This window comes from Streptomyces sp. NPDC044002, from assembly GCF_056434525.1.
Map to the genome: position 1 here is coordinate 1 of NZ_JBWKEZ010000071.1, position 16,236 is coordinate 16,236.

General features: G+C 71.3%; 13 protein-coding genes. 5 read left to right on the plus strand and 8 right to left on the minus strand.

Annotation, left to right across the window (positions count from 1 at the left end):
• The first annotated feature begins 176 nt into the window (after positions 1 to 176).
• Entirely contained in the window at positions 177 to 1,769 is a 1,593-nt protein-coding gene (locus AC07A6_RS34675) for a Na+/H+ antiporter (protein WP_478779762.1), read from the plus strand.
• Between the two features lie 153 nt (positions 1,770 to 1,922).
• Here AC07A6_RS34675 and AC07A6_RS34680 read toward each other — a convergent pair whose 3' ends face one another.
• Positions 1,923 to 2,405, minus strand: a complete 483-nt coding sequence (locus AC07A6_RS34680; protein WP_478779763.1) for an SRPBCC family protein — start codon at positions 2,403 to 2,405, stop codon at positions 1,923 to 1,925.
• 65 nt (positions 2,406 to 2,470) lie between these two features.
• Between AC07A6_RS34680 and AC07A6_RS34685 the strand changes: the two genes are divergently transcribed.
• Positions 2,471 to 3,052: a TetR/AcrR family transcriptional regulator gene (locus AC07A6_RS34685; protein ID WP_362472646.1), complete on the plus strand. Its 582-nt coding sequence runs from the start codon at positions 2,471 to 2,473 to the stop codon at positions 3,050 to 3,052.
• On the opposite strand, the gene AC07A6_RS34690 is transcribed toward AC07A6_RS34685, so the two are convergent.
• Positions 3,049 to 4,092, minus strand: coding sequence for a mechanosensitive ion channel family protein (locus tag AC07A6_RS34690; protein WP_362472662.1), 1,044 nt, complete (start codon positions 4,090 to 4,092; stop codon positions 3,049 to 3,051). The two genes, AC07A6_RS34685 and AC07A6_RS34690, sit on opposite strands and share 4 nt — an antisense overlap.
• A 72-nt stretch (positions 4,093 to 4,164) precedes the next feature.
• Here AC07A6_RS34690 and AC07A6_RS34695 point away from each other — a divergent pair, with 72 nt between their 5' ends.
• Positions 4,165 to 4,734, plus strand: coding sequence for a dienelactone hydrolase family protein (locus AC07A6_RS34695; RefSeq protein WP_386274340.1), 570 nt, complete (start codon positions 4,165 to 4,167; stop codon positions 4,732 to 4,734).
• A gap of 82 nt (positions 4,735 to 4,816) precedes the next feature.
• On the opposite strand, the gene AC07A6_RS34700 is transcribed toward AC07A6_RS34695, so the two are convergent.
• The 5 genes from AC07A6_RS34700 to AC07A6_RS34720 all read right to left on the minus strand — a co-directional run bounded on the left by AC07A6_RS34700 (position 4,817) and on the right by AC07A6_RS34720 (position 10,761).
• Complete coding sequence (locus AC07A6_RS34700; protein WP_478779780.1) at positions 4,817 to 5,782, minus strand: zinc metalloprotease; 966 nt, start codon at positions 5,780 to 5,782, stop codon at positions 4,817 to 4,819.
• A 223-nt stretch (positions 5,783 to 6,005) separates the two neighbouring features.
• Entirely contained in the window at positions 6,006 to 7,655 is a 1,650-nt protein-coding gene (locus AC07A6_RS34705) for an alkaline phosphatase D family protein (RefSeq protein ID WP_478779764.1), read from the minus strand.
• Positions 7,656 to 7,783: 128 nt separating this feature from the next.
• Positions 7,784 to 8,578: a DsbA family protein gene (locus tag AC07A6_RS34710; protein WP_478779765.1), complete on the minus strand. Its 795-nt coding sequence runs from the start codon at positions 8,576 to 8,578 to the stop codon at positions 7,784 to 7,786.
• Between the two features lie 77 nt (positions 8,579 to 8,655).
• Positions 8,656 to 9,351 (minus strand): hypothetical protein, encoded by a 696-nt coding sequence (locus tag AC07A6_RS34715; RefSeq protein ID WP_386274344.1) that lies wholly within the window; start codon positions 9,349 to 9,351, stop codon positions 8,656 to 8,658.
• Between the two features lie 84 nt (positions 9,352 to 9,435).
• On the minus strand, positions 9,436 to 10,761 hold the full coding sequence (locus AC07A6_RS34720) for a DUF2252 domain-containing protein (protein WP_478779766.1): 1,326 nt from the start codon (positions 10,759 to 10,761) through the stop codon (positions 9,436 to 9,438).
• A 169-nt stretch (positions 10,762 to 10,930) separates the two neighbouring features.
• Here AC07A6_RS34720 and dnaE point away from each other — a divergent pair, with 169 nt between their 5' ends.
• On the plus strand, positions 10,931 to 14,473 hold the full coding sequence (gene dnaE, locus AC07A6_RS34725) for a DNA polymerase III subunit alpha (protein WP_362472630.1): 3,543 nt from the start codon (positions 10,931 to 10,933) through the stop codon (positions 14,471 to 14,473).
• Between the two features lie 92 nt (positions 14,474 to 14,565).
• Here the strand turns inward: dnaE and AC07A6_RS34730 are convergent, their stop codons facing one another.
• Positions 14,566 to 14,730 (minus strand): hypothetical protein, encoded by a 165-nt coding sequence (locus AC07A6_RS34730; protein ID WP_185911175.1) that lies wholly within the window; start codon positions 14,728 to 14,730, stop codon positions 14,566 to 14,568.
• 213 nt (positions 14,731 to 14,943) lie between these two features.
• Here AC07A6_RS34730 and AC07A6_RS34735 point away from each other — a divergent pair, with 213 nt between their 5' ends.
• A complete protein-coding gene (locus tag AC07A6_RS34735) occupies positions 14,944 to 16,230 on the plus strand; it encodes an NYN domain-containing protein (RefSeq protein ID WP_362472627.1) in 1,287 nt (428 codons plus the stop codon).
• The last annotated feature ends 6 nt before the right edge of the window (positions 16,231 to 16,236 follow it).

The following is a 16,236-nucleotide window of genomic DNA, read 5'->3' on the forward strand; positions in this document are numbered from 1 at the left end:
ACGGGGCTATAGATAGCCCCGCCGGCGTTTGAGGCGCGGGGGTTTGGGGGCGGAGCCCCCAGGGGGTCCGGGCGCAGCCCGGGGAACGGGCGAAGGGCGGGTAGGGGAGTGGCTCCGCGCAGCGGACCCGCGCGCCCCTCCGGGGGTGCGGGCCGGGCTCCTGACAGGGTAATGGCGTGGACCAGCTCGCTCTGCTCTTCGTGCTGCTGCTCGGCGCCGTGGTGACCGTACCGCTCGGGGACCGGCTCGGGCTGCCCGCGCCCGTGCTGATGACCCTCGCGGGGGTGGTCCTGGCGCTGGTGCCGGCCGTGCCCAGCGTGGACGTTCCGCCCGAGTTCATCCTGCCGCTGGTGCTGCCGCCGCTGCTGTACGCCTCCGCGCAGCGCACCTCCTGGCGGCAGTTCGCCGCCAACGTGCGGCCGATCCTGCTGCTGGCCGTGGCCCTGGTGTTCGTGACCACCGCCGCCGTGGCCGCGGTCGCGCACGCCGTCGTGCCCGGGCTGCCGCTGGCCGCCGCCGTCGCCCTCGGGGCGCTCGTCGCCCCGCCCGACCCCGTCGCCGCCACCGCCGTGGCCGGGGCGCTCGGGCTGCCGCGCCGGCTGGTGTCGATCCTGGAGGGCGAGGGCCTGTTCAACGATGTCACCGCCATCGTGCTCTACCACGTGGCCGTCGCCGCCGCCGTGAGCGGCAGCTTCTCCTGGCCCGACGCGCTCGGGGAGTTCGTGCTGTCCGCCGTGGTGGCGGTGGCCGTCGGGCTGGCGCTCGGCTGGGCCGCGAACCGGCTGATGGGCCGGCTCGGCGACGCCACGCTCCAGATCGGGCTGACGCTGCTGGTGCCGTTCGTGGCGTACGTGGTGGCGGAGGAGCTCCGGGGCTCGGGGGTGCTGGCCGTGCTGACGACGGCCCTGTTCCTCGCCGAGTACGCCGGTGACGCCGACGACGTGCTGGGGCGGCTCGCCGGGCACACCTTCTGGGAGATCGTCGACACGCTGGTCACCGGGGTGGCGTTCGGGCTGATCGGGCTGGAGCTGCACAACGTCTTCGGGGTGGCCGGGGGCCGCGAGTGGGCCATGGCCGGCTGGGCGGCGGCGGTGGTCGCGGTGGTGGTCGGCGTCCGGCTGGTCTGGCTGCTGCCGGCGGCCTGGCTGGCGAAGAAGCTGCACCGGCGCCGCGACTACGACGAGGAGATCCCGCTGAGCTGGCGGGAGAGCCTCGTGATGTGGTGGGCGGGGATGCGCGGGGTGGCGTCGGTGGCGCTGGCGCTGGCACTGCCCTTCCGTACGGACGCCGGGGAGCCCTTCCCGGCGCGGGACGAGATCGTCTTCATCGCCTTCGCGGTGATCATGACCACGCTGGTGCTCCAGGGGCTGACCCTGCCGTGGCTGGTGCGCCGACTGGGGGTGGAGGCGGACGCGGACGTGGAGCGGGAGACCGAGCGGCGGCTGGCGCTGCGTGCGGCGAAGGCGGCGAAGCGGCGGCTCAAGGAGATCGAGGAGGTCGAGGACCTCCCCGAGGACCTGGTGGAGACCCTGTACCGGCGCGCGTACGACGTCGGGGCCAGGATCAGCCCGGACCTCGTCGACGAGGAGCGGCGGGAGGCGTACGCGAAGCGGGTGGAGCGGATCCGTGACGTGCAGCGCATCCAGCGGGAGATGATGTCCGCCGCCCGGCACGAGGTCCTCGCGGCGCGCAGCGAACCGGGCGCCGACCCGGAGATCGTCGACCGGGTGCTGCGGCATCTGGACGTGCGGAGCCTGCGCAGCCCGTAGGGCGGGGCCGGGGGCGGTCGGCCGGCGGGCGGAGTCCGCCGCAGCACCGCGAAGCCGGGGAGGCCGGCCACGGCCGAGCCGTGCGAGGGGTGCGTCGGGGGAGGGGGCGTGAGGAGCCTGCGCAGCCCGTAGCCGTACGCCGGGCGGGGCCCGTCAGGCCCCCTCGGGGGCCATCGCCATGAGGAGCCGGACGTACGGGGACCAGCGGGCGGGGCGGGCCGGGTGGTGCTCGGCGCGGTCGAGGCTGTCCTCCAGCAGGGCGTCGTGCAGCCAGCGGTAGGCCAGGGGCCAGCTCAGCCGGGCGAGGCCGGTGATCCGCATCGAGAGGGTGTGCCGGAGCACCGTGCGTTCGCCGTCGACGGGGAGGACGGCGTACTCGTGGAAGCCGTGGAAGCCGCGCGGGCCGGTGAAGGCGAAGCGGATCCAGGTGCCGGGGACGTACGCGGCGATGGTGTAGCGGACCATGCCGTGGCCGCCCTTCGCGCCCGCCGCGAGCGGGCCGTCGAACTTCATCGGGGTCCAGGTGCGGTGCGGCCAGAGCCGGTCGTCGGGTCCGGCGGACAGGGAGTCGAGGAGGGCGCCGGCCTCGGCGGCCCCCATCGGCAGCAGGCGTTCGTGCACGTTGTGGACGGGCATGGGTGTTCCCCGCTCCTTCAATTGGAGATCAGCCTCTAATTGATATGGAGAGTACTCTCCGATTCATGCCGAGACCACCCCGATTCGACACCGGTGAACTCCTCGACGCCGCCGTCCGCCTCGCCGCCGAGGGCGGACCGACGGCCGTCACCATGTCCGCCGTCGCCCAGGCCGCCGGCGCGCCCAGCGGATCCGTGTACCACCGCTTCCCCGGGCGCCCCGCGCTGCTCGCCGAGGTGTGGCTGCGCACCGTCGAGGGTTTCCAGGAGGGCTACCTCGCCGTGCTCGACGCGGACCCCGACCCCCGGCGGGCCGCCCGGGCCGGCGCCCGGCACGTCGTGGCCTGGAGCAGGGCCCACCCCGCGGAGGCGGCGCTGCTCCTGTACGGCGCCGAGGAGTTCGGCCGCTCCGGCTGGTCCGACGAGCACCGCGAGCGCGCCGACCGGGGCAACGGCCGGGTCTTCGCCCGCCTCGGCGAACTCGGCGCAGCCCTCGGCGAGACCGGGCCCCGGGGCGGGGACCGGATCGTCCTGGCCCTGGTGGACCTGCCGCTCGCTGTGGTCCGCCGCCCCCTGCGGGCCGGCCTCCCGCTGCCCCCGCACGCCGAGGACCTCGCGGAGGAGTCGGCGGCCACCCTGCTTGGTTAAGGGGTGTCGCGCGGCGCTGCATCCGCCGTGGTGACGCGGGGGAGGGCGTACGGGTGCTCGGCGGCCAGCCAGGCGATCAGCCGCTCGCGGACCGCACAGCGCAGGGTCCACACGTCGTCGCCGTCCTTCGCCGTGACCACCGCGCGGACCACGATGGTGTTCGGGGTGGTGTCGGTCACGGCCAGGCTGCCGGTGCGGCCGTCCCATTCGGGGATGTCCTTGAGGATCTCGGCGAGCTTGTCCCGCATGAGGGGGACCGGCGCCGAGTGGTCCAGGTGCCAGAAGACCGTGCCGGTCATCTGGGCGCCGCCGCGCGACCAGTTCTCGTACGGCTTGCCGGTGAAGTACGAGACCGGCATCGTGATCCGGCGCTCGTCCCAGGTGCGCACCACCAGGAAGGTCAGGGTGATCTCCTCGACCTTGCCCCACTCCTTGTCCACGACCACCGTGTCCCCGATGCGCACGGTGTCCCCGAAGGCGATCTGCAGCCCGGCGAAGAGGTTGCCGAGGGAGGCCTGCGCGGCGATGCCCGCGACGATGCCGAGCACCCCGGCGGAGGCCAGCACCGAGGCGCCGACCGTGCGCATCGCCGGGAAGGTCAGCAGCATCGCGGCGGCGGCGACCACCACGGCCACGGCGGTGAGCACCCGCTGGATCAGGGTGACCTGGGTGCGGACCCGGCGGACCCGGGCGTCGTCGGGGGAGGCGGCGGCGTAGCGGGCGTACGTGGCTTCGACGACCGCCGCCGCGACGGCGACGAGCAGCCAGGCGGTCGAGGCGATCTGGACCAGGGTCAGGGCGTGGCCGACGCCGGCCGCGTGGGAGGGGAGGATGCCCGCCGGGCGGTACGCGGCCTGGAGCGCCGCGGTGCCGAGGACGAGCCGGAAGGGCAGGCCGCAGCGGCGCAGCAGGCCCCACAGCGGGGTTTCGGTGTGCCGGGCGTCGGCCTTGCGCAGCAGCAGGTCGAGCACCCAGCCGGCGACCAGGGTGAGGACCAGGGCGGCGCCGACGACGAGGGCGGGCCGCAGGACGTTCTGCATCTCCATGCCGGAGAACGTATCCACGGGGCGCCCCGGGACTCCTGCTTTCACGGGAATGGCACGATGGAGGGCATGAACATCATGCTCTTCCACTCGACGTACGGGCTGCGGCCCGCGGTCCACGCGGCGGCCGACCGGCTGCGCGCGGCCGGGCACGAGGTCCAGGTGCCGGACCTCTTCGAGGGCCGTACGTTCGCCACGTTCGAGGAGGGCGCGGCGTACCAGGAGGAGGTGGGCCGCGACGAGCTGCTCAAGCGGGCGGTGCTGGCATCGGCGCCCTTCTCCGACCGGGGCCTGGTCTACGCGGGCTTCTCCTTCGGCGGCTCGGTCGCGCAGCACCTGGCGCTGGCCGACGACAAGGCGCGCGGCCTGCTGCTCCTGCACGGCACGGCGGACCTGGACGAGGACGCCTCGGCCGACGAGCTGCCGGTGCAGCTGCACATCGCGGACCCCGACCCGTACGAGACGCACGACTGGCTGACCGCCTGGTACCTGCGGATGCGGCGGGCCGGGGCGGACGTGGAGGTGCACGGCTACGCGGGCGCGGGGCACCTGTTCACGGACCCGGATCTGGAGGACTACGACGCCGAGGCCGCGGAGGAGGCCTGGAAGGTCGCGCTGGCGTTCCTCGACACGCTGTAGGACGCGGGAGCGGGACGCAGGGCGATGCCCCCCGGCGCAGGGCGCCGGGGGGCATCGTCGTGGGTGCGGTGGAGCCTGCGGGTCAGCCGCGGTAGGCGGTCCACATGCTCTTCATGCGCGAGACCTGGCCCGCGGTGAACTGGTACATGCAGGAGTCGTACGTGTAGTCCATGAAGTTGTGGATCGGGTCGACGCCGGCCTTGCTGGCGCAGGAGTCGCGGCCGGTCGGGCACTCGAAGGCCGCGCTCTTCTCGGCCGGGGTGTCGGAGACGGAGTCGCCGCTGCCGGAGCAGCCGCCCTGGAAGGTGTGGTACAGGCCCATCCAGTGGCCGACCTCGTGGGTGGCGGTGTCGCCCTCGTTGTAGTTGGCGGCGGAGCCGCCGGGCAGCGAGGTGTTGAGCAGGACGACGCCGTCCATCTTGGGCGCGGAGGCGTAGGAGCTCGGGAAGGTCGCCCAGCCGAGCAGGCCGCCGCCGAGGTTGGCGGTGTAGATGTTGAGCGCGTTCTTGTCGCCCTTGCGCAGGGCGTTCTTCATGTCCTTCTCGGCCTGGGTGCCGTCGGAGACGTTGTACCAGGCGGCGTTGTCCGTGTAGTCGGTGCCGGCCAGGGTGAACTGGAAGCCGGAGTCGACGTTGCCGGTGCCCTGGCCGCTGTAGGCGGCGTTGAGGACGGCGATCTGGTTGCTGATGTCCGTGGCGGTCAGCTTTCCGGTGGTGCCGGAGTGGATGACGTGGACGTACACCGGGATGTTCGTGGCGGCCGCGGCGAGCGAGGCGCCGGCGCCCGAGCCGAAGACCTGCTGCGGGGAGAGCTGGACTTCCTTGAGCTTCTTCTGCAGGTCGGCGTCCATGGCCTTGGCCTGGGACTCGCTGACCTCGTTGGGCTCGGCCGCGTGGTTGTCCTTGGGCTTGGCCACACGGGCGTTGGCGGGGGCGGAGCCCTGCTCGGCGCAGGCCTCGGCGCCGGTCTTGGAAGCGGCGGCGGCGACCGTGGTGGGGGCGGTCAGCGGGGCGAACGCCAGGGTGGAGGCCAGGACGGCCGTGCCCATGAGGCGGCGGCGGAGAAGGGGGGATATGCGGGCAGCAGCGCGCACGGTGGCTCCTCGGCAAGCGTGGTGGGGGGTGAGGGATTTCCTCACGCTGGCCGGAAGTTTATGTGTGCATGTCATCGAGATGGCAAGTACTCGTAGGTTAAAGATTTGTTGCCGATGTGCCGGATGGGGCTCCTGGTCTGCACCAGGAGCCCCCTTTCGCAATAGATTTGACGGAACGTCAGTTAACCGGGCGGTCGGCCCGTTCCACCTTCTGGCTGCCGTTCAGCGTGCGGTACGAGCGGGCCCAGGAGGAGCTCGCGTCCTGCCGCCGCTTGTCGGAGACGACGTAGTAGTCCATCTGCGAGCGCTCGGCCGTCACGTCCAGCACGCCGTAGCCGTGCGAGTCCATGTCCAGCCACTTCACGTGCCAGTTCGCCGCCTTGATGGCGCCCTCGGCCACGACCGAGAGGGTGTGCGGCGCCACGTGCAGCATGTCGTCGATGTTGTCGGAGGTCACCGAGGTCACCACGAACTCGGTGGCCGCCGTGCCCGAACCCGGGTACGTCGCCATGTTCACGGGGACGTCGTTCGCCCACGCCATGTGGATGTCGCCGGTCAGGAACACCGTGTTCTTGATGTTCCGGTCCTTCAAGTGGCCCAGGAGTTCCTTGCGGTCGTCCGTGTAGCCGTCCCACTGGTCCGTGTTGATCGCGATTCCGCCCTCGGGCAGGCCCAGCAGGTGCGCGAGGGGCTTCAGCAGGTGCGCGGGCAGCGAGGCGAAGGCGACCGGCGAGATCATCACCGAGGTGCCGACCAGCTTCCAGGTCGCGTTCGAGGACGCCAGCCCGGACTTGAGCCAGTCCAGCTGGGCCCGCCCGGTGATGGTGCGCTCCGGGTCGTCCACCGAGCCGCTGCCGGTCTTGGCCTGCTGGGAGCGGAAGGAGCGCAGGTCCAGCAGGTGCAGGTCGGCGAGGGTGCCGAACTGGAGCCGCCGGTAGACGGTACCCGCGATGGAGGGGCGTACGGGCATCCACTCGAAGTACGCCTGCTTGGCGGCGGCCGCGCGGGCCGCCCAGTCGCCCTCGGTGCCCGGGGTGTGGTTCCCGGCGCCGTCGGACCAGGAGTTGTCGGCGAACTCGTGGTCGTCCCAGATCGCCACGATCGGGTGGGCCGCGTGCAGGGCCTGGAGGTCGCCGTCCGTCTTGTACTTGCCGTGCCGCGTCCGGTAGTCGGAGAGCGAGACGATCTCGTTCTTCGGCTCGTGCTGGCGTACGACGTACTTCGCCTCGGGGTAACCGCCGGTCTGGTACTCGTAGATGTAGTCGCCCAGGTGCAGCACCGCGTGCAGGTCGGTGCGGGCGGCCAGGTGCCGGTACGCGGAGAAGTAGCCGGACTCCCAGTTGGCGCAGGAGACCACGCCGAAGCGGATGCCGGGCGTGGTCGTGCCGGCCGCCGGGGCGGTCAGGGTGCGGCCGGCCGGGGAGACGGTGGCGCCGGCGGTGAAGCGGTACCAGTACGGCGTCTGCGGCCGCAGGCCGCGCACGTCCGCCTTGACCGTGTGGTCGGAGGCGGCCGTCGCGGTGACCGAACCGCTCGCGACGATCCGGGAGAAGGCCTTGTCCTCGGCCACCTCCCAGCCCACCGCGGTGGCCGGACCCAGGCCGGAGCCGGGCACCGCTTCGGGGGTCGGGGTGACGCGGGTCCAGAGCAGGACCCCGTCGGGCAGCGGGTCGCCGGAGGCGACGCCGTGGAGGAAGGCGGGCGCGGCCCCCGCCGCGTGGGCCGCCTGGGCGCCGAGGGTGCTGATCGGCGCGAGCGCGGCCGTGGCGGCCGCGGCCAGGACGACCGTACGGCGGCGCGGGTGTGGAGGGGTGAGATGACTGGTCACGGCCGATCATATTACTGATCGGTATGTGGCTGGGAACAGATACGGAACGGCAACGGGCGGGCGAACTCGGAGAGTTCGCCCGCCCGTTGTGCGACGGTTCCGGAGCCATGTCCGGATCTGTCAGGTCATCAGCCCGCGAGCGCCTTGTCGATCGCCGCGGTGAAGGCCTCCGGCGTCGCCGGGGTCTCGATCTTCTTGCCGTCCATCTTCAGCGTCGGGGTGCCCGTCACGCCGGACTTGTTGAAGGCCTCCGACATGTCCATCGCCCACCGGTCGTACGTGCCGTCCTGGACCGCCTTCTTGAACTCGGCGTTGTCCTTCAGCGCCGGGACGGTGTCCGCGACCTTCAGCAGGTAGTCGTCCTTGGCGAAGGCGTCGTTCGTCTCCTCCGGGTGCAGCGCCTTCGAGTAGAGCGCGCCCTTGTACTCCAGGAAGGCCTCGGGGCTCACGTTCAGGGCCGCGCCCAGCGCGCTCAGGGCGTTCTTCGAGCCCTCGCCCTTGACGCCGTTGTCGATGAAGGTCGCGCCGTAGTAGCGGAGCTTGTACTTGCCCGCCTCCACGTCCTTCTTGACCTGCTCGCCCGCCGACTGCTCGAAGGAGGCGCAGGCCGGGCAGCGCGAGTCCTCGTACAGCTCCAGGGTCTTCTTCGCCTCGGGCTTGCCGATGACCACCGTCAGGCCGTCCTCGCCGGTGGTGTTCTTCGGCTTGACCAGCTCGGCCTTGGCGGCCTTGTCCCAGTAGCCGGGCTCGTTGGCCTGGACGACGGCGTAGCCGACGCCGCCGGCCAGCGCGAGGACGCCGACGACCGCGCCGGCCACCACCAGCTGGCGGCGGACCTTGGCCTTCTTCGCCTGCTGCTCGCGCTCGACGCGCAGCCGCTCGCGGGCGGCGGCCTTGTTCTGCTGGCTGTTGCGTGCACTCATGATGATCTCCGTGGAAAGGGGAGGAACGAGGGGGGTACTTCCCCCAGCTACCGCTGGGAGGTGCCCCCAGTACGTGCTCAGGCGCTCGCGATCACGAGCGCCGCGCGTACGGGAGGACCCCGCCGGCCCACGGAGTGCACCGGGAAGCGGGTACGGGCCACCGCGCCGCGGAACACCGGCCGCAGCACCCGCCCGGCCCGCCCGGGGACGGCCCCGGCCGGGGCGGAGGCCAGCAGCAGCGGCCGGAACGCGAAGGCGGCGACCGCCCGCAGCAGCCGCACCAGGGCCCGCTCGCCGTGCCGCAGCCACGCGGCGGCCGCCAGCCCGACGGTGACGTGCGCGCCGAGCAGCAGCCAGGGCGTCCACGGCCCGGGCGAGGCCAGCAGCGCCGCCGGATCCCCGGCGGGCCCGGCCACCCCGGTCAGCGGGCCGCCCACCGGGGTCCCGCCGCACAGCTCGTCCAGGCCCAGCGCGCGCAGCGGCCCGGCCACCGGCCCGCCGGCGGGGCCGTAGCAGAGGTGCTGCCCGGCGGTGAAGACGGTGTCGGCCGCCAGCTCCAGCGGCACCAGCAGCCCGGCGATCGGGCCGAAGCCCCGCTCCCGGCCGGCCAGCGCGTAGGCGACCGTGAAGACCCCGGCGAAGGCCCCGGCGATCATCGAGGGCGGCAGCGGGACCCGGGACATGAGCACGTGGGACCCGGCCGAGAGCAGCACGACGAGCGCGCTGAACAGCGCGGCCCGCAGCCCCCGGATCCTCACCCCTGATATGTCCATCGCCGCGAGTCTGTCATGAGTTCCTGTGGAAGAGGTGCCCCGGTTCCTGTGAATCCGTGCCCCGAGCACCTCGCGCCCCAGGGATTACGACATGATCCGGCCGTTGCGGAACAGGTCCACGAAGATCTGGTGGTCGGCGCGGGCCCGGGCCCCGTAGGCGTGGGCGAAGTCGACCAGCAGCCCGGGGAAGCCCTCCTCGTCGGCGGCGATCACCGCGTCGATGGCCCGCTCGGTGGAGAACGGCACCAGGGACTGCCCGCTCTCGGCCTCGTCCGCCGAGGCGTGCATGGTGGCCGTGGCCCGGCCCAGGTCCGCGACCACCGCCGCGATCTCCTCCGGGTCGTCCAGGTCCGACCAGTCCAGGTCCACCGCGTACGGGGAGACCTCCGCGACCAGCTGCCCGGCGCCGTCCAGCTCGGTCCAGCCGAGCCACGGGTCGGCGTGCGCCTGCAGGGCGCGCTGCGAGATCACCGTGCGGTGGCCCTCGTGCTGGAAGTACTCCCGGACCGCCCGGTCGGTGATGTGCCGGGACACGGCCGGGGTCTGCGCCTGCTTGAGGTAGATCACGACGTCGTTCTCCAGGGCGTCGCTGTGCCCCTCCAGCAGGATGTTGTACGAGGGCAGGCCCGCCGAGCCGATGCCCACGCCCCGGCGGCCCACCACGTCCTTGACGCGGTAGGAGTCGGGGCGCACCAGGGACTCCTCCGGCAGGGTCTCCAGGTACCCGTCGAAGGCGGCCAGCACCTTGTACCGGGTGGCCGCGTCCAGCTCGATCGCCCCGCCCCCCGAGGTGAAGCGGCGCTCGTGGTCGCGGATCTCCGTCATCGAGTCCAGCAGCGCGAAGCGGGTGCGCGCACGGGCCGCCCGCAGGGCCCCCAGCAGGGCGCCGTCGGCGGTGTCCAGGGTGAAGGAGGGGACTTCCTCGTTCTTGGCGCCGGTCGCCAGCTGGTGGATCCGCTCCCGGTAGGCCGCCGCGTAGGTCCGGACCAGGGAGCTGATCTGCTCGTCGCTGAGCGCCTTGGTGTAGCCGATCAGGGCGACGGAGGCGGCGAAGCGCTTGAGGTCCCAGGTGAAGGGGCCCACGTAGGCCTCGTCGAAGTCGTTCACGTTGAACACCAGCCGGCCGTTGGCGTCCATGTACGTGCCGAAGTTCTCCGCGTGCAGATCGCCGTGGATCCACACCCGGCCGGTGCGCTCGTCCAGGTAGGGGCCGCCGTGCCGGTCGCGCTCCAGGTCGGCGTAGAAGAGGCAGGCCGTGCCCCGGTAGAAGGCGAAGGCGGAGGCGGCCATCTTCCGGAACTTGACCTGGAAGGCGGCGGGGTCGGCGGCGAGCAGCCGGCCGAATGCGGTGTCGAACACATCGAGTATCTGCTCGGCGCGCTGCTCGTCGGTGGTCTCGGTGACCGCCATGGCGGATGCCTCCTGGTGCAAGGGGTGGTACGGCTTCTGACCGACTGGACGCCGGACCGGTCTTCCCGGTTCTGCAACGCACGACCGTACCCGTCAGTGCCCGCGGCCTGTCACTCCCGGCACGTAGGATTCATAGCTGCCGCCCCTCTCTCCTCAGGAGGCCCCCACCGTGACCAAGACGCCGTTCACGCACCTGCACGTCCACACCCAGTACTCGCTGCTGGACGGTGCCGCGCGGCTGAAGGACATGTTCGCTGCCTGCAATGAAATGGGCATGACGCACATCGCCATGTCCGACCACGGCAACCTCCACGGGGCGTACGACTTCTTCCACACCGCCCAGAAGTCCGGGATCACCCCGATCATCGGCATCGAGGCGTACGTCGCCCCCGAGTCCCGGCGCAACAAGCGCCGCATCCAGTGGGGCCAGCCCCACCAGAAGCGGGACGACGTCTCCGGTTCCGGCGGTTACACCCACAAGACGATCTGGGCGGCGAACGCCACCGGTCTGCACAACCTCTTCCGGCTGTCCTCCGACGCCTACGCCGAGGGCTGGCTCACGAAGTGGCCGCGCATGGACAAGGAGACCATCAGCAAGTGGTCGGAGGGCCTGATCGCCTCCACCGGCTGCCCCTCCGGCGAGCTCCAGACCCGACTGCGCCTCGGCCAGTTCGACGAGGCCCTGAAGTCGGCCTCCGAGTACCAGGACATCTTCGGCAAGGACCGCTACTTCCTGGAGCTGATGGACCACGGCATCGAGATCGAGCGCCGGGTCCGCGACGGCCTCCTGGAGATCGGCAAGAAGCTCGGCATCCCGCCGCTGGTCACGAACGACTCGCACTACACCTACGCCAGCGAGGCCGGCGCCCACGACGCCCTGCTCTGCATCCAGACCGGCAAGAACCTCTCGGACCCCGACCGCTTCCGCTTCGACGGCTCCGGCTACTACCTGAAGTCGACCGACGAGATGTACGCGATCGACTCCTCGGACGCCTGGCAGGAGGGCTGCGCCAACACGAAGCTGGTCGCGGACCAGATCGACACCGAGGGCATGTTCAAGTTCCGGAACCTGATGCCGAAGTTCGACATCCCGGACGGCTACACCGAGGTCACCTGGTTCCGCGAGGAGACCATGAAGGGGATGCACCGCCGCTTCCCCGGCGGGATCCCGGACGACCGCATGAAGCAGGTCGAGTACGAGATGGACACGATCATCTCGATGGGCTTCCCCGGCTACTTCCTCGTGGTCGCCGACTTCATCATGTGGGCCAAGAACCAGGGCATCGCGGTCGGCCCCGGCCGTGGCTCCGCGGCCGGCTCGATCGTCGCGTACGCCATGGGCATCACCGACCTCGACCCCATCCCGCACGGCCTGATCTTCGAGCGCTTCCTGAACCCCGAGCGCGTCTCCATGCCCGACGTCGACATCGACTTCGACGAGCGCCGGCGCGTCGAGGTGATCAGGTACGTGACCGAGAAGTACGGCGCCGACAAGGTCGCCATGATCGGCACCTACGGCACCATCAAGGCCAAGAACGCGATCAAGGACTCCGCGCGCGTCCTCGGCTACCCCTACGCCATGGGCGACCGGCTCACCAAGGCCATGCCCGCCGACGTCCTCGGCAAGGGCATCCCGCTCTCCGGCATCCTCGACCCCTCGCACCCGCGCTACAGCGAGGCCGGCGAGATCCGCGGGATGTACGAGAACGAGCCCGACGTCAAGAAGGTCATCGACACCGCCCGCGGCGTCGAGGGCCTGGTCCGCCAGATGGGCGTGCACGCCGCCGGCGTGATCATGTCCAGCGAGACGATCACCGACCACGTACCCGTCTGGGTGCGGCACACCGACGGCGTCACCATCACCCAGTGGGACTACCCGAGCTGCGAATCGCTCGGCCTGCTGAAGATGGACTTCCTCGGCCTGCGCAACCTCACGATCATGGACGACGCCGTCAAGATGGTGAAGGCCAACAAGGGGATCGACATCGACCTCCTGGCCCTCCCGCTCGACGACGCGAAGACCTTCGAACTCCTCGGCCGCGGTGACACCCTCGGCGTGTTCCAGTTCGACGGCGGACCCATGCGCTCCCTGCTGCGCCTGATGAAGCCCGACAACTTCGAAGACATCTCCGCCGTGTCCGCGCTCTACCGGCCGGGCCCGATGGGCATGAACTCGCACACGAACTACGCCCTGCGCAAGAACAAGCAGCAGGAGATCACCCCGATCCACCCGGAGCTGGAGAAGCCCCTCGAAGAGGTGCTCGCGGTCACCTACGGCCTGATCGTCTACCAGGAGCAGGTGCAGAAGGCCGCGCAGATCATCGCCGGGTACTCCCTCGGCGAGGCCGACATCCTGCGCCGCGTGATGGGCAAGAAGAAGCCCGAGGAGCTGGCGAAGAACTTCGTCATCTTCGAGGAGGGCGCCCGCAAGAACGGCTTCACCGACCAGGCGATCAAGGCCCTCTGGGACGTCCTGGTCCCCTTCGCCGGCTACGCCTTCAACAAGGCCCACTCGGCCGCGTACGGCCTGGTCTCCTACTGGACCGCCTACCTCAAGGCGAACTACCCGGCCGAGTACATGGCCGGCCTGCTCACCTCGGTCAAGGACGACAAGGACAAGTCCGCGATCTACCTGAACGAGTGCCGGCGCATGGGCATCAAGGTGCTCCCGCCGAACGTCAACGAGTCCGAGTCCAACTTCGCCGCCCAGGGCGACGACGTGATCCTCTTCGGCCTCACCGCCGTCCGCAACGTCGGACAGAACGTCGTCGACTCGATCATCAAGACCAGGAAGTCGAAGGGGAAGTACTCCTCCTTCCCCGACTTCCTCGACAAGGTCGAGGCCGTCGTCTGCAACAAGCGCACCATCGAGTCGCTGATCAAGGCCGGCGCCTACGACGAGATGGGCCACACCCGCAAGGGCCTGGTCGCCCACCACGAATCGATGATCGACAACGTGGTGGCGGTCAAGCGCAAGGAAGCCGAGGGACAGTTCGACCTGTTCGGCGGAATGGGTGACGAGGACGGCAGCGACGAGCCCGGGTTCGGCCTCGACGTCGAGTTCTCCGACGTCGAGTGGGAGAAGTCCTACCTGCTCGCCCAGGAGCGCGAGATGCTCGGCCTCTACGTCTCCGACCACCCGCTCTTCGGCCTGGAACACGTCCTGTCCGACAAGACGGACGCCGGGATCTCCCAGCTCACCGGCGGTGAGCACTCCGACGGAGCCGTCGTCACCATCGGCGGCATCATCTCCGGCCTCCAGCGCAAGATGACCAAGCAGGGCAACGCCTGGGCCATCGCCACCGTCGAGGACCTGGCCGGCTCCATCGAGTGCATGTTCTTCCCCGCGACCTACCAGCTCGTCTCCACCCAGCTGGTCGAGGACACCGTCGTCTTCGTCAAGGGCCGCCTCGACAAGCGCGAGGACGTCCCCCGCCTGGTCGCCATGGAGATGATGGTCCCCGACCTCTCCTCCGCCGGCACCAACGCCCCCGTCGTCCTCACCATCCCCACCGTCAAGGTCACCCCGCCGATGGTGACCCGTCTGGGCGAGATCCTGCGCCACCACAAGGGCAACACCGAGGTGCGGATCAAGCTCCAGGGCCCCCGCACCACCACCGTGCTCCGCCTGGACCGGCACCGGGTCCAGCCCGACCCCGCCCTCTTCGGCGACCTCAAGGTGCTGCTCGGCCCCTCCTGCCTGGCCGGATAGCCGGCACGGGGCCGCGTACCCGCACACACGCGCAGGAAGGGCCCCGCCGGCGACGCTGCCGGCGGGGCCCTTCCGTACGCGTGCGCGCGGCGTCAGTTGTGGCCGAAGCGCTTCTGCTTGCTCTTGTGCGCCATGTCCAGCGGGCTCGGCGACTGCGAGGTGCGCTCTTCCGGCGACGACTCGGCCGAACTGCGTTCCTGGCCGCCCGAACGGGGCTGCTGCTTGGCGGGCTGCTTCTGATTCTTGTTCTTGGCCATGGAATGCCTCCGTGGGGGGTGTAGGGGCCAGGGCCGCCTTCACACTCACACACCCCCACAAACCCCGCATTTTGGATCATTGGCACGCGCGGCAGGGGTCGCTTTCGAGGCCCCGTGAGAGATACGCCACGCCGATGATCGAGTTCCGGCCGTCAACACCCTTGCGGTCGGGCAGACTCGGGGAAAACCTGTCGAGGACCCCCACGGAAGAGGGTGGAACGCGTGGACCGCTGCGTCGTCCTGGTGGACGCCGGATACCTGCTGGGGGCCGCCGCGAGCCTCCTCGCCGGGGAACCCTCCCGCTCCCGCATCACCGTCGACCACTCCGCCCTCATCCAGGGCCTGCGCGAACGCGCCGAAGCCGACACCCAGCAGCCCCTCCTGCGGATCTACTGGTTCGACGGAGCCCCCGACCGGGTCCCCCAGCCCGAACACCGCAGGCTCCGCGTCATGTCCCGCGTCACCGTCCGGCTCGGCGCCCTGACCCGCAGCGACGGCCGCTGGGCGCAGAAGGGCGTCGACGCCGCCATGCACGCCGAACTCACCGAACTCGCCCGCAACCGGGCCTGCTCCGACGTGGTCCTCGTCACCGGCGACGGCGACCTCCTGCCCGGCCTGATGTCCGCCAAGGAACACGGCGTCGCCGTCCACCTCTGGGCCGTACAGGCCGCCGACGGGGACTACAACCAGTCCGAGGACCTCGTCGCCGAGGCCGACGAACGCCGCGTGCTCGACCGCGCCTGGATCACCCGCGCCGTCCGCGCCCGCGACCTCGCCGGACTCTGCCCCCCGCCGCCCGCCCCCCGCCCCGAGATCGCCGCGATCCTCTCCGCCCCCCTGCCCGAGGCGGCCCTCGCCGAGGCCGCCCGCAACGGAGCCCCCGCCGCCCCCGAGCCCCGCCCGAACGGAGCACCCGTACCGGCACCCGCCACCGAAGGCGCCAAACCCGTCCCCACCCCCAAGGACCTCGCCGCGCTCCGCGCCCCCGCCCCGGTCCCCGCCGCCGCGCCGGCCGCCCACACCGCCGCCAGCCCGGCCGGCAGCGCCCTGCGCTGGTCCTCCGACAAGGGCTGGATCGACCGCCCCGGCCCGCTCGGCGAACCCGCCGAGACCGCCTCCCTGCCCACCCTCGCCCAGCTCACCAGCGCCGAGCAGCGCTGGGCCGACCGCGAGGAGGACATCACCACCGTCGGCGGCGACCCCTTCGAGGTCGGCCAGGTCTTCGCCCGCCGCTGGATGGAACGCCTCCCGGAAGTCGCCCACCTGCAGAAACTCGCCACCATGTACCCCCGCGTCCCCCACCGCATCGACGGGGAGCTGCTGCGCTACGCCGCCCGGTTCGGGCTCCTCGCACACAAGGACGACCAGATCGACGAGCACGACCGCTACGCCATCCGTGCCGGGTTCTGGAGGGAGATCGACGTGCGTGCCGCGGCCGAGCACGTGGGCGGGCCGGCGGGCGCCGTACCCGCGGCCCCGATGACCCCGGCGGCCGAGTAGGGCCGG